Below are 22633 nucleotides of genomic sequence, written 5' to 3'. Positions count from 1 at the left end.
TTCCTTACGTGAGAGAGGTGGTTTGATAAAGTCGCATCAATTCGACGTAAAAATCTTTTTCAGAGTGCTCTTCGAGAAGACCGTTTACCGGCATAATATCGTAATAGAGTTTGGCCAAATTTTTAAATCGGTTGGGATAGAGAGATGCCACGATCATTGAAGATATCTCTTTACGTACCAATACTGCCGGAGGGAGAAGCCCTTGCTGCATCAGCTCCAAAATAGATTCCGCATGATAGGAAATATGGTGATGATGCCCGTGAGGACAGGTTTGGACACTGACAAGCGTTTTGCACTGATTGCAATAAACGTATTCACTGGCGATTCCCACTTCGATATCGATACCTACCAAACGGTCAATAATCGATTTATTGGCATTCTGATCGTAATACATTCCGATACCGGCATGGTTTTGCCCGATCATAAGGCGATCACACCCATAGTTTTTGGCAACGATGGCATCCAGGATCACTTCATTGCTTCCGGCAAAAATATAGCTGCTTTCCAACGGAACGATAACGACGCGGTTGCGCGGAAGAAAATTTTCTACAAAATACTGAAGGGTTTGGTATCGAAGTTCATACTGTAAATTGGCACTGTTGTACGGTTTTAGCAAGAAAATAACAATAAGGTCAGTACGCTCCAAGCTTTGGCGGATGAAACGTTCATGGGCCCGGTGAAGGGGATTTGCAGCCATGAATAAAGCAGTAGTATGTTTGGCAGCAGTTTGTTCTTTTGCTTCTTGAATCATTGCTTGGATCGATTCTACAGGGGTCAGATCAATGGAATATTCACCTGAGATTGCATATTTACCGAGACGTTTATGGGTTGCACTGACACCGGGATGAGTGAGATCTTCAGTTCCGTAGATTTGGCGGAGCCGTTCACGCGGATCGATAGGATAGATTTCATCCACACACAATTCGCCGACCAGAGTATTATCACAGATGAGGTCGAGAATTTCACCTTTTTGTGCCGATGTCAGGACCGTTTCATTGACTTTTCCGCTCGGAGAGAGGATAAGAGGGAAAGGAAAGGTTTTCCCCTGAAACATTCCGCTGGCTAAGACTTCTTTACTCTGTGCTTCATTCATAAGGCGATTGACAGGAGCCAACATCCCTGATTTGAGTAAAATCAGTGCAGAAACAGCCTCTTGATCAATGAAGAGAGATCTATTTTTTCTTGACGATGCCATATTTCTTTCTCTTTTCCCATAAGCTTTTACGTGAAATACCCAGTTTTTTTGAAAGTTCCGTATCTGGGAAGCGGTTTTGGAAGTGGATCATGATGTATTTGACGTACTCTTCGATCGGTAAAATCTCTCCTTGGTCGAAGAGATGATTGTCGCTTTCGATTTCGATAACTCTAAACGGAGGCGAATCGATCGGATCGGTGCTTGCTATTATGCATTTTCGGTTAGCGATAAGCTCATAAAAAGCTTTGTGCTCACTTTTTTTGAGGTTTTGGAAATCGGTGATAAAAAGTATGGAGTCATCGCTGAGCGATGCTATATCACTAAATGCTTTCGCTGACGTGAGAGAGATAAACTGGAGCGGTTTATCTTTATGGGCCGCGTATCTAAAAGCAAATGCATCGGCATATTTTTGGTATCCGCTGCAAATAAAGAGCGGCAGTTCAGTTTTATCCAAATCTTCGTCTACATTGATCGAATTAAAGGTATGGGCAAGGTAGCGTTCATACGTTTGATTTTGACGGCGCAAGCGTTCATGGTTTTGAAAATGTTGGATTTTTCGGATGAGCTCTTCGATCATAAACGGTTTGAGAATATAGTCTTTGGCTCCTGCAGCAAGAGGCTTTGAAACCGTGTCATTACTGATATAGCTCACCATTAAAATAACGACAGCGTTTTTATAAGCCTCAATGACAGGATAGATATCCTGGCCGCTGATGTTGGTTGATAGGAGAACGACATCATAAGGTATTCCTCGAAGCCCCTCTTTGGTAGAGCTGGAGATGTCGCAGTTGTGGCTGAGATCGCTGAGTTTAGAAGCGATACTTTGTGCGAGATAAATCTCGTTTTCGATAATGAGTATATTCATCCGTTTTTCCAATCAAAATAGTGTACTGATGCGGTTGCAATGACGCCTAAGCCTTCTTTGCGTCCGATAAATCCAAGATGCTCGGTTGTTGTCGCTTTGACATTGATACGGGCAGGGGAGAGATGCAACAATGTGGCGAGTGTTTTTCGCATATCCTCTTTATAAGGGGAAACTTTCGGAGTTTGAGCAATAATAGTAATATCGGCATGGAGAATGACAAATCCGAATTGATGAAGTTTCTCGACACATTTCTCCAGAAGATATTTTGAGTCGATGTTCTTATAGGCGTTATCGGTGTCGGGGAAAAGCATTCCGATATCGCCCAAACATGCTGCACCGAGTAAGGCGTCGATAAGGGCATGAATCGCGACATCACCGTCACTGTGTGCTTTGAATCCAAAAGGGCTTTCGATAGGTACTCCGCCCAAAACCATCGGTTTTCCCTCTTCAAACGGGTGAACGTCAAACCCGTTCCCGGTAAAAACAACATTCGACGGTCCCTGTAAACATCCCAATGCGCCGATATCCGAAGAGAGGGTGATTTTGGCGGCGCGTTCGTCTCCCTCAATAAAATAACGTGTTCCGCCCGATGCAACGACGGCACTGCTCTCATCGGTATATTCGCTATCCGTTTCAAGTGCATGGCGTAAAACTTCGGTACGTGAAAGCTGCGGAGTTTGGATACGTTTGACTAAAGTCCGTTCGATCGTACTATTGTCGTATACGACGGTGTCATGCACATCAAGCGCCGGAACAATGGTATCGGCCTGTTCTTTATGGGAAAGAAGACGAGAAATAAGGTCCGGATCGACACATGCGCGAGCGATATCACTCACCATTACATAAGGGGTCTTGACCTCTTTAAGAGCATTTTTCAAAGATTGCTGACGTGTTTCTCCGCCTGCTACGACGGTAAAATCACATAATGGGGTAATAAAAGGGATTTCATCGGCGTGTGCGGACAATATGACGTCGGCTTCAGGGATAGATTCTTTGATACGGTTAGTAACATAAAGCCATAGAGGATCATGTCCGATTCGTAGCCATTGTTTTTTTACCGGTACTTTAAAACGAGTTGAGTTACCTGCTGCAAGCAACACAAGTGTAAAATCAGACAAAATGTATCCTATTTTGTAAACTGTTACGAAATTATACACTTAAAAAGCTTTTTTTTATCTTGTTTTCGATAAATTATAGAGTATATCAAGAGGAGTGAATGATTCATTTCCTAAATCCTCTTGAAATTTTTAATCTACATTAAAACAGATACGACCCTTTTAGGGGGTCTTATTTATAAGTCCAATAAAGCTTTTGTAAACTATCAAGGAGAAAGTCATGAGAACCGCATGGGTCGCCAACAGACAAAACGACACCGTTCGCACTCAGATGTATTATGCCAAGCAAGGTATTATTACCGAAGAGATGGCGTACGTCGCCAAAGTAGAAGAACTCGATCCTGAGTTGGTTCGTTCCGAAGTAGCACGAGGGCGTTTGATCATCCCGGCTAATGTCAATCATAAAAATTTAGAGCCAATGGCAATCGGTATCGCAGCACGATGTAAAATCAATGCTAATATCGGTTCATCTGCAATTGCCTCTGATGTTCAAGGGGAGATTGAAAAGATTCAAGTTTCCCAACACTATAAAGCCGATACGGCAATGGACCTTTCAACAGGGGGTGATTTGGATGAGATCCGCCGTGCGGTCATCGCCAATTCAAAAATACCGATCGGAACGGTACCCATCTATCAGATTTTGCATGACGTGCATAATAAAATCGAAGATTTAAGTATTGAAAAAATGCTTGAAGTTCTTGAGCGTCAAGCGCAGCAAGGTGTGAGTTATTTCACGATTCATGCAGGCTTTTTGCTTGAGACAATGCCAAAAGTTGCTAAACGCAAAATGGGAATTGTCAGCCGCGGCGGATCATTGATGGCGGCATGGATGATGCACTATCATCGCGAGAATCCGTTTTACACCGCGTATGATGAGATTCTTGATATTTGTGCCCGTTACGATGTTTCCCTTTCATTGGGAGATTCACTCCGCCCGGGTTGTTTGGCGGATGCATCCGATGAAGCGCAGCTCGGCGAGCTTAAAGTGCTTGGGGAATTAACGCTTCGCGCATGGGAAAAAAACGTTCAAGTTATGATCGAAGGGCCGGGACATGTCCCGCTCAATCAAATCGAGCGTAATATGAAAATTCAGCGCGAATATTGTCATGAGGCACCGTTTTACATTCTAGGACCTTTAGTTACTGATATTGCGGCAGGATATGATCATATCAGTTCTGCTATCGGTGCGGCGGTCGGCGGATGGCACGGTGCTTCGATGCTGTGTTACGTCACTCCGAAAGAGCATTTGGGACTACCGAATGCCGAGGATGTCCGTGCCGGGATCATCGCCTATAAAATTGCGGCACATGCGGCGGATATCGCGCGCGGACGCAAAGGTGCACGTGATATTGACGATGCGATGAGTGATGCGCGTTATGCGTTTGACTGGAACCGTCAATTTGAACTGGCGCTTGATCCGGAACGTGCGCGCGAATACCATGATGAAACATTGCCTCAAGATGTATTTAAAGAGGCGGAGTTTTGTTCCATGTGCGGACCTAAATTTTGTTCGTACAAAATTACCCAGCAAATTATGGACAATCCGGAGTCGATTGCATGGATTGCCGAAGAAGCAAAAACACAATCAGCAAGTTGAAAATCGTAAGCGATTTTGAGCCTACCGCTGAGGTAAACTTAGCGTTAGCGTAGTCAAACGGGACGAGTTCCGTTGGCGTATTAACCAAGACAGAAGAGGAGAATTATACACATGACAGAAGAAATTGTAAAATCAGCATTATCGAAAGTAACCTATCCGGGATTCACGAAAGATATCGTGACATTCGGATTTATAAAAGAGATTAAGATTGAGGGATCAAACGTTCAGGTAACGGTAGATATCACCTCAAGTGCTCCTGAAGTAGCTCATCAGATCACTGTTGAAGCAACGGATGAGTTAAAGCGTGCAGGTGCATCAGAAGTAGTGGTCACGATTACTGCTCCTAAAATGCCTCGCGAGAGTTCATCTAAGGGTAAAAATATCGCCCCTCAAGTTAAGAACTTTATTATGGTAAGCTCGGGTAAAGGGGGTGTCGGTAAATCGACTACTTCGGTTAATCTTGCTGTTGCGCTTGCAATGCAAGGGAAAAAAGTGGGTCTTTTGGATGCGGATATCTATGGACCTAATATCCCGCGTATGATGGGGATTGACGGGATCAAGCCTGAAGTTGTCGGAAATAAGGTTCTTCCGATCAAAGCATACGGAATAGAAGTTATGTCTATGGGTTCATTGATGGAAGAGGGGCAATCGCTTATTTGGCGCGGTGCGATGATTATGAAAGCGATCGAGCAGTTCTTGCGCGATATCATGTGGTCAGATTTGGATTGTCTCGTTATCGATATGCCTCCGGGCACAGGGGATGCTCAATTAACCCTTGCTCAAAGTGTACCGGTTACTGTCGGTGTTACCGTAACCACTCCGCAAATGGTCTCTTTGGACGATTCCCGCAGAAGTTTGGATATGTTTAAAAAACTTCATATTCCGATTGCAGGTGTCATTGAAAATATGAGCGGCTTTATTGCTCCGGATACCGGTGTTGAATACGACATTTTCGGCAAAGGGACATCAAAAGCGATGGCAGAGCAGTTCGAAACGTGTATTCTTGCCGAGATCCCGATCGAGCCTTCAATCCGTACAGGTGGAGATGAAGGAAAACCGGTTACCTATTATGCACCGACATCGGAAACGGCAAAGCGTTATATGAAAGCCGCTGAAGGCCTTTGGGCATCAATCGAAAAAATCAATGAAGAGGGCGGAGTTGATAACCAAGCGATTCAACCCAATACACCTCCGGGCGTATCAGCATGTTCTACAGCTGCTGCACCAAAACAAGAGGCTCCTGCAAGTTCAGGAAGCTGTGGCACAGGCTGCGGCTGTCACTAACTCTTTTCTTTCTTCCCGTACAATCGGGAAGAGATATCCTTCTCTCATCTTTTAATACTCAAATTGATTAAAACTGATCTCCGGAATGCATATGTTTTTGGAACTCGATAACACGGTTACGCCCCGTATTTTTACCTTCATACAGAGCCAAGTCGGCATATTTAATGACTTTCCAGATGGAATCGGCTTGTGAAGGGAAATGGGCTACACCTATACTGAGTGTTTTTTCAACAGTATCGTTTCCGAAATGGTATTTTTTCTCGTTGAAACGGGCACGGATCTTTTCGGCAACTTGTACTGCACCCTCCGGTGTCGTATTATAGAGAAGAACCAAAAACTCTTCTCCACCGTACCGGATGGCCAGATCGGCTTTACGGATACTCTCTTGGAGGATTTCGGCCAAGGTTTTAATAACAATATCTCCTGAATCATGACCGTAGGTATCGTTAACCATTTTAAAATAGTCGATATCAATCATTAAAATAGCGTAAGAGATATTAGAACGTAACGCTTGTTCTGAGCTCTTGTCAATAAATTCTTCCAAAAAGCGGCGATTGTAAAGACGCGTAGCGCCGTCACGGAGTGAAGAATCCCTCAATTTATCCATAAGAGTCCGGCTCTCAATGACCGCTTTTGCCGCTTCAAAATAGTTTTTGATACTTGGCAATGAGAGATTCATTGTCTCGATTTCTACCACCGTTTTTGCTGAGAAAGAGAGAACAAGGGCTAAATCATCATTGATATTAAACGGAATACACGAGTATTCTTTATCATGCATACAGTTCGTGCACAGATTAGGGAAGTCGGTTGAATATACGTCACTTGCTGTACGGTGGGCTCTGCATTCCGATGCATCTTTATCGGCGATAGGGAGACAAAAGGTTTTCCCCTCACTGATATGGATCAACTTGCGTTCTTTGGTAGTTTTGTCCACTTCATAAAGTGCAAAATGCTCATATTTGAATTTTTCTTTTAAAACATAGATAAAACGCTCATAAATCGCATCTTTAGTACTATCAAGCTCAATGGTTTTTTTGAATTTATAAACATCAGAAAGTTCTTGAATAATCATTCCAGCCGTACTGAGCGGATCACTGCACGAGATATTTGAACGGGAAGCAAAGGTATTGAGATTATGTTTAATCCCTCCGAAGGTATCTTCCATTTTTTGAAAGAGGGTATTCATTTGCTCGGCTACTTCACTTCCGCCATCTTTGAGTGTTGTAGTGAAGCGATAGCTGAAATCTCCGGTTCGTGCCCGTTTAATCCCATTTTGAAGGTTTTCAAAGAGTTTCATGAAAGGTTTGAAATAGTGGTTGGTGACCCAAAGGGCAATGATAATGAAGATAACGTTAATTGCAAATATTTTAGCGATCGTCATTGCACCGGTTTGGCGAATATCATTAATATTGAATTCCATGCTGATTGCACCTAGGACATCCCCTTCTTTGGCATTATGACAGGCAAGACAATTTGGATTTCCGTAAGCAGTTGCGATGTAAGGGATTGTTACACGTAAAACGGCATTTGTCGAATCCTCATAGATCTCACGAACAGGAGTTCCTTCTTTGAGAACTCTTCGATCAATCGCATCACGAGGATGTTCGTTGTCTAATCCTTCACCGTGCTGGGCAATAACGGTTTGAGAACGTACAATCCATAGTTTTTGTACATCTTTGATATTGGCAATGTTGGATAGAAAGAATTCCCGTTTGTCCATAATACCGTTAACCATATGTGCCGTTAAACCGTCACGTACGATTTCAGCAGTCATTTTTGATTTTTCAATGGCATTGTTATAGCCGTAATCGCGAAAATTAAGTGCGACGTTTGTGATCGTAGCTACGGCAAGCCCGATCAACATTAATGCGACGATAAATAATATTTTGCGGTTGGCATTCATCCATTAGTACCTTATAAATAATTGAAAAGAAAGATGTAATCGCTGAGGATAGCTAAATAATTTTTAAATATATATGAAAGTGGAGTAAAAGGCTACGGTTTATTCAACCGTAACGCTTTTTGCAAGGTTGCGAGGCATATCGACGTCATTGCCGAGACGAATCGCAATTTCCATGGAGAGGAGTTGTAATACGACCATCATTTCAAAAAATTCGAGCATATAATCTTCAGCATTATTCGTACATATGTGATCATCCGCTTTATCAAAATCAAGCGGGCTGATTGAACAAATCGTTGAGTCACGGGCACTTAGCTCTTCAATATTACTTTTTGTTTTATCATAAAGCATATGTTGAGGGAGCAATGCAATGGTAAACAGTTCCGGATCGGCTAGAGCGATAGGACCGTGTTTCATTTCCCCGCTTGGATACCCTTCTGCATGCAAATAACTGATCTCTTTTAGTTTTAATGCACCTTCCAATGCGAGCGGATAGAATACGTCACGACCGATAAAGAAGAAACCGTGACCGTGAAGGTAGCGTTTTGAGAGGCGGCGAAGCTGTTCGTGGATAGCGTTATCGACACTGACTATAGCAGGGAGAGAACGTAATAATCCGATTTGATGCTGAATGTCACTGCTGCTCAGCGTTTTACGTTCACCGGCTAAATAGAGGCTGAGCATCCATAAAACACAGACCTGTGTTGCAAATGCTTTTGTAGAAGCCACCCCTTTTTCAATACCTGCACGTGTAAGAATACTCGCATCCGCAAGGCGTACCATCGACGAGTTGTCGACATTACAGATTACCATTGTTTTGAGACCGAATTTCTTGGCCATTTTCAGACTCTCTAGCGTATCAGCCGTTTCTCCGCTTTGGCTGATAACAACGAAAAGGGTATCGGAGGTTAAAAACGGTTCGCGATAGCGGAATTCACTGGCAATTTCAACGGACGTGCGGATTTTGGAATGACGTTCAAATAAATAGCTGGCAACCAAAGCGGCGTGATAGCTTGTTCCGCATGCACAGAGTTTGATTTCGTTGATTCCATCGAATAAAGTTTTATCCAATTCTTCAAAATAGAGGCTTTCATCCCGCAGACGTCCCATGAGCGTGTCGGATAAGACAGTACTTTGCTCGTAAATCTCTTTTTCCATAAAGAAGCGGTAACCTTCTTTCTGTGCTGAGAGCTTGTTTTCGGATAAAGCGGTGAATCGTGGAGCTACTTCACGGTTTTGTTCATCAAACAGGGCGATGGCACCGGATGATGCATAGCCGTAATGCCCATCTTCCAGATAAATTACCTCATGGCACTTTCCGATCAAGGCGGCATCTGATGATCCGAAGAAGGTTTCATTATCGTGGTTACGTCCGATTATCATTGGAGAACCGTGTTTTGCAAAAAAGATGGTTCCTTCTGCATCTGCATTGACAAGCAAAATTGCATAGGCACCTTTTATTTGTGCAAGCGTTTGTTTAAAGGCATCGAACGGTGTCGAGGCACTTTTAAGGTGATATTCGAATAGATGTACAATGACTTCGGTATCCGTCTGACTAAGGAAGTGTATCCCATGTCCAATTAACATCGTTTTAAGTTCTTGATAGTTTTCGATAATTCCGTTGTGAACCACGTAAGAGTTTTGTCCCAAATGAGGATGGGCGTTTAGTTCCGTTGGTTTTCCGTGAGTTGCCCAGCGGGTGTGTCCGATACCGACCGAGAATCCGGAACTTTCATAATTTTTGGCTTTTTCTTCGAGGTTGATCAGTTTTCCAACGGCTTTAAAAAGAGAAAAATGCCCTTCTTGCAATATTGCGATTCCGGCAGAATCGTATCCTCGGTATTCAAGCTCTCGAAGCCCGTCAATCAATATTTTTTTAACAGGTTTTACTCCGATATACCCTACAATGCCACACATTATTACATCCCTACCAATTTATTGATTATTTCGCGCGCATTATCGCACATTCTATGCTGTTTTTCAATTAAGAAGTGATCTCTGGCCATATTTTTGTTTGTATGAATTTTAGCGGTTGCAATATTGATATTTGCCTCATCGAAACATTGGACAAAATAAGCCAATAGTCCTCTTTGGTTTGTGGTATTCAAGTTTAGCTGAGCATAGTGGATTGAGTGGTCGCAATCGATTGTAATTTCATTAGGTTTTATGACTGGTTTAGGGAGATCAATTTTTTTAGTCATATCGAAAGCTTCTTCCACAATCATCTCGATTTGCTCCATCGTCCCCTCACGAGGGCGTTGCAAAAATTCGATCTTAAAGTATTTGATGCTGTCAAAGAGTGTAAAAATATCCATAGATGCAACATCCAAATAGCTGAGTTTTCCTAACAAATATCCTAAATTCAGAGGAATTTTCCGGAAAATATGGATTATGAGCCCCCCGTCGATGTTCAATTGATAGGTGAAAGTCTGGCATTGAAACGCCTCTTTGGATATAGCTAAAATATCGCTTGGTGTGTGTTTAAAGAAAAAGAGATTGGATTCGATGGAGAGGACTTTTTTCTGTTCAACTTTACTAAGTTGTGTAAAATCGGGATCGTTAAGAAGTTTTTTCTCTTTATTGACCCGTTTAATCGCATCGGTAATTCGATCATTTTGGGAAGCAATTTCGAGAGAAGCTTCGTAGAGTTCATGGAGTAAATTCGCACCGAAACTTGTATAGGTTCCAGGCCCTACGCCGTTGATATCCGCATAGGTGAGAATATAAAGCAGGGTGAGATTTTCCGGTGTTTTGATTTTAGACATAAACTGATAAAGGGTTTTTTCATGGTAAAGATTTTCGCGATAAGCAACATTGCTCATTAAAATATGGTGCCGTACCAATAGTGCTCCCCGCTCATATTGCTGTGTCGGAAGTTTGAGATTTTTGAGGAACGGGACAATCAGTTTTGTCCCTACTTCACTGTGATCTTGTTTGCGTCCTTTGCCGGTATCATGCAGAAGAATAACGGCTTTTAGCAGAAGTTTATCGCTCACGCTTAGAGGTTTATAGAGTGCTTCGACATAAGGATCATTGATTTTCTCGAGGGCTTCGATGCATTTGATGGAGTGCAAATCGACCGGATATAGGTGATAGCCGTCAAACTGAGGAAGATGAAGTACTTTTTTAAATGCTCCGATGAGGTGATGTAAAATCCCCGCATCGTAAAAGAGTTTCAAAATAACATAAAGATGATTACGTTCGAACAGTTTACGCAGCAAGGTATATGTTTTGACTTTCAGCGGATGTTTGATTGGCGAGTAGGTGAAATGGAACAGGACGCTCGAATCGAATTTCCATTCACGATCTTCCAGACTGATGAGCAATTCCAACAGAGTATCAATAGAGGGAGGTGTGGCATTATAGGATGCGTATAATGTCCCATCTACCGCATAAAATCCTTTTTGAATCCGACCGGCACGGATTTTCGCGGTTGAAGCAGCATGATATAATTGGAAACGAGCCATTTTTTTAACGTAAATTTGGGTGAAGTTATTGATACGCCATTGGGCTTCCAAAAGTTTAGTGACGAGTCTACGTTCGTCACTAAACCCTAACATCTGGGCAATGCGTGGCATATAGTCCAGTACGAGTTGGTCTTGTTGTTTTCCACTGATCAGATGCAGAGCGCTCCGGACCCTGAAAAGTAATTCTAAGGCAATGCGGTATTCCCGGTATTGTTCTTCACTAAACAAAATTCCCGTGAGCTCTTTAAGGGTATTGACCCCATAGAGTGTTTTAGCGATCCAGTATAGCAGCTGAGAATCGCGCAGTCCTCCCACACCTTCTTTAATATGCGGCTGCATAGAAGAGGGGAATTTTTTGCGACGGAGTTCGGCTTCCTCGATTTTTGCCATAATAAAGGCTTTTGGATTGTCATGGCGTATGGCATTTAAACGGTTTTGTGTTGTACTCCACGTAAATGACGACCCGATGATAAGCCGCGACTCCATCATGGCCGTTTTGATCGTAATATCTTCACGGGAAGCATTAAAAAGGTCCCCGACTTCATGGACACGGTGTCCAAGTTTGAGTCCGGCATCCCACGCTAGATAAAGGAATTTTTCAATGATGGCTGAAGTGTTATAACCACCGTTTTGTTCATAGACGATCATCAAGTCAATATCACTATGCACACACAGCTGCTCACGTCCATAACTTCCCAAAGCGATGAAAGCAATCGGGATAGAACTGCGCATCGGTAAATAGTTGCCAAATAATCGTCGTAAGACGGTTTTGTACATCAATGAGATGATTGAATCGAGGGTTTTGGTGTGGATGACGAGAAAATCTTTCCCCTGATTCCGTTCGAAAAGTTCAGGAAGAGAATTTTTGTAATCGGATATATGGGATTTAAAAAGTTTGGATATCTCGAAATCGCTTGCCTTACGTTCGATGAGGTCTTCAATCTGTTCGGTAATACTCATGCTGACTACTTTTTGTTTTAATTGTATCGTAATCGATCTTTTTATTATTGAAATGGTTGCTGATAAAATGAACTATATCCATTTAAATTGATTTATAAATAGAAGATATAATATGCAGAAGAGGAGTATATCAGTATGAACAATACAGACAATTATAAAAAAGTTATGGCCATTCATGATCAAGTAATGGGACTTTTACGTTCTAGGGAAATCTCACCTTATCCGGCACATTATAAAAAGTATTTTGATGAACTTTTTTTAGAATTAGCTGATGAAGAGTTACGTAGAGAACAGCAAGACGTTGAACATCAGATTTTCATAGCTTCAAAAGATGACGGCACAAAACATCTTGATCTTGCCAAACGCTCCGTTATGTCTTTTGTCGAAACGCATGCGGATATAACTTCGGTGGCCAAGAAACAGCAAGAACAACTCGAAAATGCTCCATCTAGTACGGAAAAAGAACATATTACTTTTATTGAAAATTTGAATGCTTTAAATCAAGATATGTCTGGTGAACTTGACAAAGCACAATCCAAAATTATCGAGCTTACTACCGATTTGCATGAAGCTTTCACTTCTCTTACGATTGATCCTATCACTAAAGTCGGAAATCGAAAAGGGTTTGTAGAAGATATGGAATTGTCCATTGAGGCCGGGATGAATAAAAATATTTCCATGGTTTTAATGATGTTTGACGTGGACAACTTTAAATTTATTAACGATGAACATGGTTATGTGGCAGGGGATAAGGTTCTCTATTTTATAGCACAAACGATTAAATCGATAATTCGTGATTCCGATAAAGTGTATCGTTATGGAGGAGAAGAATTCGCTGTAGTTTTAACAAGATGTGATGTGACACAGGCATTTGCACTTGCGGATAAAATCCGCGCAAAAATAGAGCATTCTAATTTGCTCTATTTAGGAAAAAGTGTTCATGTTACCATCAGTGCAGGGGTTACGATTCATCAGCAGGGAGATACGTTTGATGGCATTATCGCCCGTGCGGAAAAAGCACTCTATTGCGCCAAAAAGTCGAATAAAAACTGTACGATATTATTTGATTGGTAATGGTGCAGAGAATTCATAACCACTATCCAACCTGAAAACATCGCATTGAGAGAGTGCCGTGTTGAAACCCTTCGTAAATAGTCGTAATGCTTTCATTCTCTTGTTGTGAACCCAGTATAGGTAATATCGGTAGATAATGTTCCAGTGTAGGATGGGCATGCTCAAAGTAGGGGAAATCAAAATTAATCAGTTTTTCATGCTTATGGACGAGCGCATCTGCAAAAGAATCGTCGAATGCCTTTGCCCATGGTGCAACCGGAGCATCTCGGTTCATATCGATATCGCCTAGATTGTGGGTGACATTCCCGCTTCCGATGATCATTACCCCTTGATTTCTAAGTGTGGACAGTGTTTTGCCGAGTTCATAATGCCACAGTGCCGGTTTACTCAAATCGATCGAACATTGAAAAACCGGAACATCATGTTTGGGGAAAAGATGTACCAGAACCGACCATGCACCGTGATCGAGGCCGTGACGACGATCAATCCGGGCATGTGTCAGATGGGCTAATAACAAACTCGCCGTCATCTCACCCTCTGCATCATATTGTATAGAATAAAGAGAATCGGGGAAACCGTAAAAATCATGTATCGTTTCGGGTTTATCGACGACGGACACCGCCGAACCGTTTGTCGCCCAATGCGCTGAAAGGATGAGTATCGCTTTCGGTTTAGGCAAAGTGGTGCCAAGCTGTTTTAAACGTCGCGTATAAGGATTGTCATCGACGATATTCATCGGTGAACCGTGACTGATAAAAAGGGCAGGTTGACGCATAATAAGACTCCTTTCTTCGGATGCATTGGCAGCCAAAGCTGCCATGAGGGCTAAAAAATGACGACGGTTCATGATAAGTGTGAGTGCATCGGCACGTCAAATAATAAAACCTTGGATGCTGTATGAGCTATCAGGGCATATTCCTCCTCGTCGGTGATTTGAAGTTCATCTCTTGAGTCGAGAATTTGTTCGTTTATTTCTACTTTTCCTTCGATGATCAAAAGCAATCGCCCATGATCTTTTGTAACCGGAGGGATCGTTATTGTTGCCCCATCCTCGACTTCTGCCACGCTGATTGAGGCATCTTGTTTGATGACGATGGAATCTTCACGTCCGTCACCGCTGACGAGAGTGACCCATTTATTCGTCTTATCATGGTGGATAAAGCTGCGTTGATCATAAAGAGGAGATCCCCCCTTTTGATTCGGATGTATCCATATTTGAAATAACGCAACCGATTCATCTTTGGTGGCATGCTCTGAGTGATACACCCCTGATGCGGCACTCATATATTGTATTTCTCCCGCTTTGATGATGCCGTGATTTCCTTCCGAGTCACGGTGCTCAAGTGCTCCTTTCGTGACGATAGAGACGATCTCCATATTCTGATGGGGATGCATCCCGAAACCTTTGCCCGCTTCGACGATATCATCATTGATGACACGCAAAGCTCCGAATTCCATACGTTTAGGATTATGGTATTCGGCAAAAGAAAAACTGAATCGGCTGTGCAGCCAACCGTGTTCGGCAACACCTCGTTCAGATGCGTGATGAAGTGTAAATGACATTGGAACCTTCCTTTTAATTACTAATTAGTAATATATGGCTAAATTTTTTTATTGCGCTTTTTCTAATTTGCGCAGTAATCGGGAGAGAGTTTGTACCTCTTCTTCATTTAATGCTTTGTCGTACCATCCGGTCAGATTTTCCACATGTGTTGGAAATATCGATTGGATAATCTCTGAACCTTCATTCGTGATCTCAAGCATTTTAATCCGGCGGTCTTCTTCGGACGTCAGAATACGAATCAATCCTTTTGATTGAAGATTTTTAACGATGACCGTCATGTTGCCAGGAGTACTCAACGTCAATTTTGTGATTTGTCCGACACTGAGTTTGCCCAAATGGTAGAGCGATTCTAAAATTCCAAATTGGGGCAGGGTGAGATCCCTCTCTGAGAGCCATACTATTTCTTTAGCCCGGATTTTAATCAAAGACCTCGAAAGTTCAATATGGGCTCGTAATACAATGTCTTCATGTTTGCCGTAACTTTGTACCCGTTTCATACTTTGCCTCCTCGAAATTTTCTAGATAAAAGAATAATAGTACTAATTAGTAATAATGTCAATAGCTTCTGTAAAATTATAGTTTTTATCAACATTCACAGAAGGTGACAGACCTAAAAAACATTTGCTATAATGCGCCAAAAATAAGCGACTAAAGATTTTAATATGAATTTGATTGATAAAGTAAAACGGCGTGAACGTTTGAGTTTGGAAGAGGCGACGGCGCTCTATGAGTTAGATCTTTTTACTCTCGGTGAACTCGCCGATGAGCGACGACGCGAGCTTCATGGAAAACAAACCTATTTTAATATTAACCGCCATATTAATCCGACCAACGTTTGTAAAGACGTCTGCAAATTCTGTGCATACAGTGCCAGCCGCAAAAATCCCAATCCCTATACGATGAGTCATGATGAGATCGTGGCAATCACTGATGATATTGTTTCTCGCGGAATCTCTGAAGTGCATATCGTCTCCGCCCATAATCCGGATACGGGATTGGAATGGTATTTGGAAGTATTTCGTAAAATCAAAGCGCGCCATCCACAGCTGCATATCAAAGCCCTCACGGCGGCAGAAGTCCATTTCCTCGCGGAAGAGTACGGCAAAAGCTACGATGAGATACTTGATCTTATGGTTGACAACGGGGTCGATTCGATGCCGGGCGGCGGAGCGGAAATCTTTGATGAAAAAGTACGGGATTACATCTGTAAAGGGAAAGTCAATTCACAGCAGTGGCTTGAAATTCACCGTAAATGGCATGAACGGGGGATGAAATCCAATGTCACGATGTTATTCGGTCACGTCGAAGAGCGTGTTCATCGGATCGATCATATGATGCGTATTCGTGATTTGCAGGATGTGACATGCGGATTTAACTGTTTTATCCCGCTTGTCTATCAAAGTGAAAATAACTTTTTGAACGTCAAAGAGTACATTACTGCACATGAGATTTTAAAAACAATGGCAATAAGCCGTATTGTTTTGGACAATGTACCGAATCTAAAAGCGTATTGGGTCACTTCGACGGTTAATTTGGCGCTTGTAGCACAGGAGTTCGGCGCCAACGATTTAGACGGGACGATTGAAAAAGAATCAATCAACTCGGCGGCGGGGGCAAAAAGTGCACACGGCGTTAATCTGAGCGAATTTGTCGGACTGATTAAAAACAGCGGATTTGAACCGATTGAACGTGATAGCTTGTATAATGTTATTAAAGCGTGGTAAGGAAATAGAATGATATTAATGATTGATAATTATGACAGTTTTACCTACAACATTGTTCAGTATTGTTTGGAGCTCGGAGCTGATTTAAAAATTATCCGTAATGATGAAATGACGGTAGAAGAGATCGAAGCACTTCATCCGGAAAAAATTATTATTTCTCCCGGTCCTGCAACACCTGACGATGCCGGAGTTACTCTGGAAGTAATCCGCTACTTTGCCGATAAAGTCCCTATTTTAGGGATATGTTTGGGACATCAAAGCATTGCACAGGTATTCGGAGGGAACGTTGTACGTGCAAATCGGATGATGCACGGTAAAACGTCTAAAATGATCCGCCAGGGTGATACACCGATTTTCCATAAACTACCGGAAATGTTTACGGCTACTCGCTATCACTCTTTGATTGTAGAGCAGGAGAATCTGCCGGAAGTGATCATTCCGACCGCGTACAGTGAAGATGATCATGAAATTATGGCATTGGAAATTAAAGATAAACCGATTTACGGCGTTCAGTTTCACCCCGAATCGATAATGAGTGAATTCGGACACGAGATTATTGACAACTTTCTCAAGTTATGAGAGAAAAAGCCTTTTTTTTAGCCTTACTGGGAGTTAATACTCTTCTTCTCGTATTGCAAATTAAAGGTCTCTCTATCAGTTATAACGAAGCCAAAATACTTTATGGCGACTTTTCCCTTTTACAGTCTTTTCTCAACCTTTCATTAAATATACTCGGACACAACGATTACGCATTGCGTCTTCCAATGATACTGTTGCATCTCGTTTCGGTTATTTTATTGTATGCCATATCTCAGTTTTACGTTAAACGTGACAGAGACCGTCTATGGATTATCTTGATTTACGTGTTACTACCCGGAGTCACCAGTGCTGCCTTGGTTGTTGATAATGCTGGACTCGTCATTGCATCCTTATTCCTCTTTAGTTATCTCTATCTTCGATATGAAAAATACGCTTTGGGATTGCTTCCGTTTTTATTGATGGTTGATCCGGCGTTTGCCTATTTGTTTTTTGCAGTAGCTTTGTATGGAATGTATCGAAAAGATTACTTGTTTATCGGTATCGGATCGGGATTATTACTTGTTTCAATGCGCTTATACGGTATCCATGTTGGCGGATTGCCGGAAAGCCGATTTCTGGATGCATTGGGTGTCTATGCGGCAATTTTTTCTCCTATCGTCTTTTTGTATCTTTTTTATGTCCTTTATCGCCGTTTTTTTGCGAAAGAGTGGGATCTGATATGGATGATTGCGAGCAGTGCTTTTCTTGTATCTTTGTTACTTTCATTCCGCCAAAAAGTTGAAGTGCAAACGTTTGCCCCGTTTTTGTTGATTGCTCTTCCTTTAGCGGCACAAACGTTCTTCCACACGTATCGAATCCGTCTTCGGGAATTCAGGGGACGATATCGGGTATTGTTTTACAGTGCTTTTATTATATTGATCCTCAACGTAATGGCCGTCTTTTATAATCAGTGGTTTTATCGTTTCATTAAAAATCCGACCCATCACTTTTCGTATCCGATGCATGTAGCGAAAGAACTATCCCAAGTGATACATCATAACAAGATCCGATGCATCGATGCAGGTAACGATAAGCTACAGTTGCGTCTCCGTTTTTACGGAATCACTCAGTGCCAATCGTATCGATTAGAGAATATGCGAACTTCAAATGGAAAAAAGGTTACAATAAGTTACAAAAATATTCCCGTATATGTAACATATGTTACTAAAGTAAACAAATAAGCATCTTCTTTGATTGAAAACTTCTAAGAAATCATTCAAATAGCCCATAAATGATATAATCTTGGCAAAAGATTCTTCGAAGGAGTTGCAATGGCTCAAAGAGCGATTCGTGAATACGACGGTAAAGCAATTTTCTCAAAACACTGGGAAAAATATTTCAGCGGGTTTCATTACGGATTTAAATCGGTATTGGTAACCAGTGGTGATGAATTACGTGCATGTGCGCAAAAACACGGTTTTGAATGGTTGAAACAAGAAGCATTGGTTGCAAAACCGGATATGCTTTTTGGTAAACGTGGTAAAAACGATCTAGTATTGTTTAAAACCAACAAACCAGGCGATGTCACGCTCGAAGAAGCTGCCAAATGGATTGACGATAAAATTTCTCACGAAACGACTCTTCTTTCAGGTCAACACGGGACATTGACTCATTTCATCGTTGAGCCGTTCACTCCGCACTCACAAGACCAAGAGTACTATATTTCAGCTACAACTGTAGGTGAAGACGATGTTCTTTATCTATCGGCTGAAGGCGGTATGGAAGTTGAAGAAGGATGGGAAGAAAAAGTTAACGAAGTAACGATTCCTATTACTATGGATGATGCGAATATTGCTCATTTGATCCGTGCAAATGTACCTGCGGGAATTCCGGCAGAGAACAAAGAACGTTTCATTACATTTGCTGAGCAATTTTATAAATTCTACCGTGATTTGAACTTTGCTTACCTTGAAATCAATCCGATTGTAATGATCGGCAATGATATGCACATTCTAGACCTTGTCGCTCGTCTTGATGACACGGCAGGTTTCATGATGGGTGATGCATGGTGCGGTGCTGAGTTTCCAACTGCATTCGGTATGGAAGATCAATCTCCTGAAGAAAAAGCGATTGCTGAAGCAGACTCAAAATCAGGTGCTTCTTTGAAACTTACGATCCTAAATCCGATGGGGCGCATTTGGACGATGGTTGCGGGTGGTGGAGCATCGGTTGTTTATGCCGATACTATTGCGGACCTATCAGGAAACGTAGCGGATCTTGCGAACTACGGTGAGTATTCAGGCGGACCGACAACGGGCGAAACTAAATTCTATGCGGATACTGTTCTTGATCTAATGACACGTCACAAAGATCCTAAAGGGCGCGATAAAATTTTGATCATCGGCGGTGCGATTGCAAACTTTACCGATGTTGCGAAAACTTTTACCGGAATTATCCAGTCATTTGAAACCTATGCAGACAAAATGAAAGCGGTCGGGACTCGTATTTACGTACGTCGTGGCGGACCGAACTATGAAAAAGGTCTAAAAGATATTAAAGAAGCGGCAGACCGTTTAGGTCTCTATATCGAAGTTTATGGGCCAGAAACACACGTAACGGATATCGTACGTATGGCTTTAGAGAAATAAGGAGAGAATGATGGGTGCTTTATTTACCAAAGATACACAAGCAATTTTTTGGAACAACAACGCGAGCGCTATCCAACGTATGTTGGATTATGACTATGTTATCAACCGTGCTAAACCATCGGTTGCGGCTATCGTTGCTCCTACATCAGGAAATAAATTCGAGAAATTTTTCTACGGTCCTGATGAAGTTATGGTTCCAGTTTTTCGTAATACAACTGAAGCGGCTGCTGCATTTCCAAATGCAGACGTTTTATTAAACTTCGGTTCGTTCCGAACGGCGTACGATGTTACAATGGAAGCTATCGCGATCAAAGGACAATTCAAAACAATTATGGTCACGGCTGAGGGTATTCCTGAACGTTTGGCTCGTAAAATGAACCAAGCGGCTCGTGACGCGGGTGTTGTTGTTATCGGACCGGCAACGGTCGGCGGTATTGCTCCGGGCGGATTTAAAATCGCTAACGTCGGCGGAACGATTGAAAATATCATTAACTCTAAACTTCACCGTGCCGGTTCATGCGGACTTGTAACCCGTTCAGGCGGTTTGTTCAATGAACTTTCAAACATCATCTCTATCAATGCTGATGGTATTGCAGAGGGTGTTGCTATCGGCGGTGACCGATTTGTTGGTTCTGTATTCATTGACAATCTTCTTCGTATGGAGAGCAACCCTGAAGTAAAATACATGGTTCTTCTCGGTGAAGTAGGGGGTACTGAAGAGTACAAAGTGATTGAAGCGGTAAAATCGGGTAAAATCAAAAAACCGATTATCGCATGGTGTATCGGTACTATTGCTAAACATTTCAGCTCAGGTGTCCAATTCGGTCATGCGGGTGCTTCTGCAAATGCGGATGCTGAAACGGCAGCGGCTAAAAATGAAGCGATGGCAGCAGCGGGTATTTACGTTCCGGCAAGCTTTAACGATCTTCCGCACACAATCGCGGAAGTGTACGGAAAACTTCGTGCGGAGGGAACAATCGGTGAAATCGTTGAACCTGAATTGCGCTCAGTACCAAAAGTACGTCGTAAAAAAGAGTTCATTTGTACTATCTCTGATGACCGCGGTGATGAAGCAACGTATGCGGGATACCCGATCAGTTCAGTTGCAACTCCGGAAACCGGATTCGGTATCGGTGATGTCATTTCACTTCTTTGGTTCAAAAAACGTTATCCGAAATGGGCAACCGATTATCTTGAAACGGTTATTAAAACCGTTGCCGATCACGGTCCTGCCGTATCGGGTGCACACAATGCAAAAGTTACCGCACGTGCAGGTAAAGACGTTATCAGTTCATTGGTTACCGGTTTGCTTACTATTGGGCCGCGTTTCGGTGGAGCGATCGATGATGCGGCAAAATATTTCAAATACGCGAATGACCGTGGTATGAGCCCGGCTGAATTTATCGATTATATGAAAAAAGAGGGTAAAACCATTTCAGGTATCGGTCACCGTATCAAATCGGTCCGTAACCCTGACCTTCGCGTATCGGGATTGAAAAAATATGCGGCTGAGCATTTCCCGGCTACTCCGTTGCTTGATTTTGCTCTAGAAGTTGAAAAATTGACAACATCTAAAAAAGATAACTTGATCTTGAACGTTGACGGTACGATCGGTATCTTGATGGTTGATATGTGGCGTGCACTCGGATACTCTGAAGAAGAGATCGATGGGTTTATCGAAGCGGGTGCATTGAACGCATTCTTCGTAGTCGGTCGCTCTATCGGATTTATCGGTCATATCTTGGATGAAAAACGCCTCGGTATGCCGATGTATCGTCATCCGACAGACGATATCCTCTATAACGTCGAACTTGCTGACGAAATTTAATTCTTTTTTTGAACCCTGCATATGCGGGGTCCAAACTCTTCTTTATCAATCTTTTCCCTTTTTTTGTTATAATCGTTTTTTGATGAAATTTGTTTTATAAGGTATTCATAATGAAACGTTTTGCCTTTACCATGCTTGAATTAGTCTTTGTTATTATAATAATAGGTATTTTAGCAGTTTTGGCAATGCCAAATTTCACTACTAATCCTCTTCAAAATGCTACTGATCAAGTTGCCAGTCATATCCGATACACACAACATTTGGCTATGGTTGATGATATTTATAATCCTTCACAGGTTCATTGGTATTATGCGAGACCTCAAATAAGTTTTAGAAGTTGTGGTGCAACTGGAGGTACTTATTATTATATTGGAAAAGATGAAGATTTGAGTGGTCCGAGTAATATTGCAGCAGATGAAGCAGCAATTGATCCTTTATCCGGTAAAAAAATGTATTGGTTGAATGGCGAATGTGATCCTGCTACATATCCTGATCGTGATCCAAATCTTTTATTGACTAATAAGTTTAATGTAACGGCAACTTCTAATTGCGGGTCAACAATTTCTTTTGATAATCTAGGTAGACCATATGATACTTTTGATAGTAATATTCCTACTGCAGGATTGTTAACAAGTGACTGTAATATTACACTTACCCATAATGATGGTACATCTGTGATCACAATCCATCCCGAAACTGGCTATGTATCGGTCAGCTACAATTAAAAAGTGATTTTTTTCACTTTTTAATAAATTCTTTCAATTTGCTCTTGACTTCTTTGATATTTTCCCCTATAATTCCCGTCCACAAACGCTGATAGGCCTTGAGTTAAGGTACTGAGTTTGAGTTTGAGATCATTGAAAACTAAGTAGGTCAAACGGTTCGAGACTTTC

General features: G+C 42.0%; 18 protein-coding genes. 9 read left to right on the top strand and 9 right to left on the bottom strand.

Annotation, left to right across the window (positions count from 1 at the left end):
- Nucleotides 1-4 precede the first annotated feature (4 nt).
- From PHE37_RS00090 to PHE37_RS00080, 3 genes are read right to left on the bottom strand one after another with little or no spacing between them, the layout of a single operon-like run.
- Nucleotides 5-1195 carry a sulfate adenylyltransferase gene (locus PHE37_RS00090; RefSeq protein ID WP_299994527.1) on the bottom strand — a complete coding sequence of 397 codons (1191 nt, stop codon included), beginning with the start codon at nt 1193-1195 and terminating at the stop codon, nt 5-7.
- Nucleotides 1173-2060 carry a response regulator gene (locus PHE37_RS00085; protein ID WP_299994529.1) on the bottom strand — a complete coding sequence of 296 codons (888 nt, stop codon included), beginning with the start codon at nt 2058-2060 and terminating at the stop codon, nt 1173-1175. The genes PHE37_RS00090 and PHE37_RS00085 overlap by 23 nt, the downstream gene beginning before the upstream one ends.
- Nucleotides 2057-3178 (bottom strand): bifunctional 2-C-methyl-D-erythritol 4-phosphate cytidylyltransferase/2-C-methyl-D-erythritol 2,4-cyclodiphosphate synthase, encoded by a 1122-nt coding sequence (locus PHE37_RS00080; RefSeq protein ID WP_300008065.1) that lies wholly within the window; start codon nt 3176-3178, stop codon nt 2057-2059. The genes PHE37_RS00085 and PHE37_RS00080 overlap by 4 nt, the downstream gene beginning before the upstream one ends.
- A 217-nt stretch (nt 3179-3395) precedes the next feature.
- Here PHE37_RS00080 and thiC point away from each other — a divergent pair, with 217 nt between their 5' ends.
- The gene (thiC, locus tag PHE37_RS00075; RefSeq protein WP_299996788.1) at nt 3396-4772 is read left to right on the top strand and encodes a phosphomethylpyrimidine synthase ThiC; all 1377 of its coding nucleotides are present in this window, start codon (nt 3396-3398) and stop codon (nt 4770-4772) included.
- A gap of 111 nt (nt 4773-4883) precedes the next feature.
- Nucleotides 4884-6056: an Mrp/NBP35 family ATP-binding protein gene (locus tag PHE37_RS00070; RefSeq protein WP_299996785.1), complete on the top strand. Its 1173-nt coding sequence runs from the start codon at nt 4884-4886 to the stop codon at nt 6054-6056.
- A gap of 67 nt (nt 6057-6123) precedes the next feature.
- Here PHE37_RS00070 and PHE37_RS00065 read toward each other — a convergent pair whose 3' ends face one another.
- The 3 genes from PHE37_RS00065 to PHE37_RS00055 all read right to left on the bottom strand — a co-directional run bounded on the left by PHE37_RS00065 (nt 6124) and on the right by PHE37_RS00055 (nt 12383).
- The gene (locus tag PHE37_RS00065; RefSeq protein ID WP_299996782.1) at nt 6124-7959 is read right to left on the bottom strand and encodes a GGDEF domain-containing protein; all 1836 of its coding nucleotides are present in this window, start codon (nt 7957-7959) and stop codon (nt 6124-6126) included.
- 99 nt (nt 7960-8058) lie between these two features.
- Nucleotides 8059-9873, bottom strand: a complete 1815-nt coding sequence (glmS, locus tag PHE37_RS00060) for a glutamine--fructose-6-phosphate transaminase (isomerizing) (RefSeq protein ID WP_299996779.1) — start codon at nt 9871-9873, stop codon at nt 8059-8061.
- 2 nt (nt 9874-9875) lie between these two features.
- On the bottom strand, nt 9876-12383 hold the full coding sequence (locus PHE37_RS00055; protein WP_299996776.1) for an HD domain-containing protein: 2508 nt from the start codon (nt 12381-12383) through the stop codon (nt 9876-9878).
- A gap of 135 nt (nt 12384-12518) precedes the next feature.
- Between PHE37_RS00055 and PHE37_RS00050 the strand changes: the two genes are divergently transcribed.
- The gene (locus tag PHE37_RS00050) at nt 12519-13457 is read left to right on the top strand and encodes a GGDEF domain-containing protein (protein ID WP_299996773.1); all 939 of its coding nucleotides are present in this window, start codon (nt 12519-12521) and stop codon (nt 13455-13457) included.
- A gap of 22 nt (nt 13458-13479) precedes the next feature.
- On the opposite strand, the gene ygiD is transcribed toward PHE37_RS00050, so the two are convergent.
- The 3 genes from ygiD to PHE37_RS00035 all read right to left on the bottom strand — a co-directional run bounded on the left by ygiD (nt 13480) and on the right by PHE37_RS00035 (nt 15518).
- A complete protein-coding gene (gene ygiD, locus PHE37_RS00045; protein WP_300008064.1) occupies nt 13480-14232 on the bottom strand; it encodes a 4,5-DOPA dioxygenase extradiol in 753 nt (250 codons plus the stop codon).
- 68 nt (nt 14233-14300) lie between these two features.
- On the bottom strand, nt 14301-15020 hold the full coding sequence (locus PHE37_RS00040) for a pirin family protein (RefSeq protein WP_299997237.1): 720 nt from the start codon (nt 15018-15020) through the stop codon (nt 14301-14303).
- A gap of 48 nt (nt 15021-15068) precedes the next feature.
- Complete coding sequence (locus tag PHE37_RS00035) at nt 15069-15518, bottom strand: MarR family transcriptional regulator (protein ID WP_299997239.1); 450 nt, start codon at nt 15516-15518, stop codon at nt 15069-15071.
- Between the two features lie 165 nt (nt 15519-15683).
- Here PHE37_RS00035 and mqnE point away from each other — a divergent pair, with 165 nt between their 5' ends.
- From mqnE to PHE37_RS00005, 6 genes are all read left to right on the top strand, one after another.
- Complete coding sequence (gene mqnE / locus PHE37_RS00030; protein ID WP_299997241.1) at nt 15684-16745, top strand: aminofutalosine synthase MqnE; 1062 nt, start codon at nt 15684-15686, stop codon at nt 16743-16745.
- 9 nt (nt 16746-16754) lie between these two features.
- Nucleotides 16755-17324 carry an aminodeoxychorismate/anthranilate synthase component II gene (locus tag PHE37_RS00025; protein ID WP_299997244.1) on the top strand — a complete coding sequence of 190 codons (570 nt, stop codon included), beginning with the start codon at nt 16755-16757 and terminating at the stop codon, nt 17322-17324.
- Complete coding sequence (locus PHE37_RS00020) at nt 17321-18505, top strand: hypothetical protein (RefSeq protein WP_299997247.1); 1185 nt, start codon at nt 17321-17323, stop codon at nt 18503-18505. The genes PHE37_RS00025 and PHE37_RS00020 overlap by 4 nt, the downstream gene beginning before the upstream one ends.
- Nucleotides 18506-18595: 90 nt before the next feature.
- Complete coding sequence (locus PHE37_RS00015) at nt 18596-19912, top strand: ATP citrate lyase citrate-binding domain-containing protein (RefSeq protein ID WP_299997249.1); 1317 nt, start codon at nt 18596-18598, stop codon at nt 19910-19912.
- Nucleotides 19913-19922: 10 nt separating this feature from the next.
- Entirely contained in the window at nt 19923-21740 is a 1818-nt protein-coding gene (locus PHE37_RS00010; protein ID WP_299997252.1) for a citrate/2-methylcitrate synthase, read from the top strand.
- Between the two features lie 110 nt (nt 21741-21850).
- Nucleotides 21851-22465, top strand: coding sequence for a Tfp pilus assembly protein FimT/FimU (locus PHE37_RS00005; protein WP_299997255.1), 615 nt, complete (start codon nt 21851-21853; stop codon nt 22463-22465).
- Nucleotides 22466-22633: the final 168 nt, after the last annotated feature.

Origin of the sequence: Sulfuricurvum sp. (genome assembly GCF_028681615.1) — a bacterium.
In the GTDB taxonomy this organism is placed as follows: Bacteria; Campylobacterota; Campylobacteria; order Campylobacterales; family Sulfurimonadaceae; genus Sulfuricurvum.
This window is presented reverse-complemented; position numbering and strand designations above follow the sequence as displayed.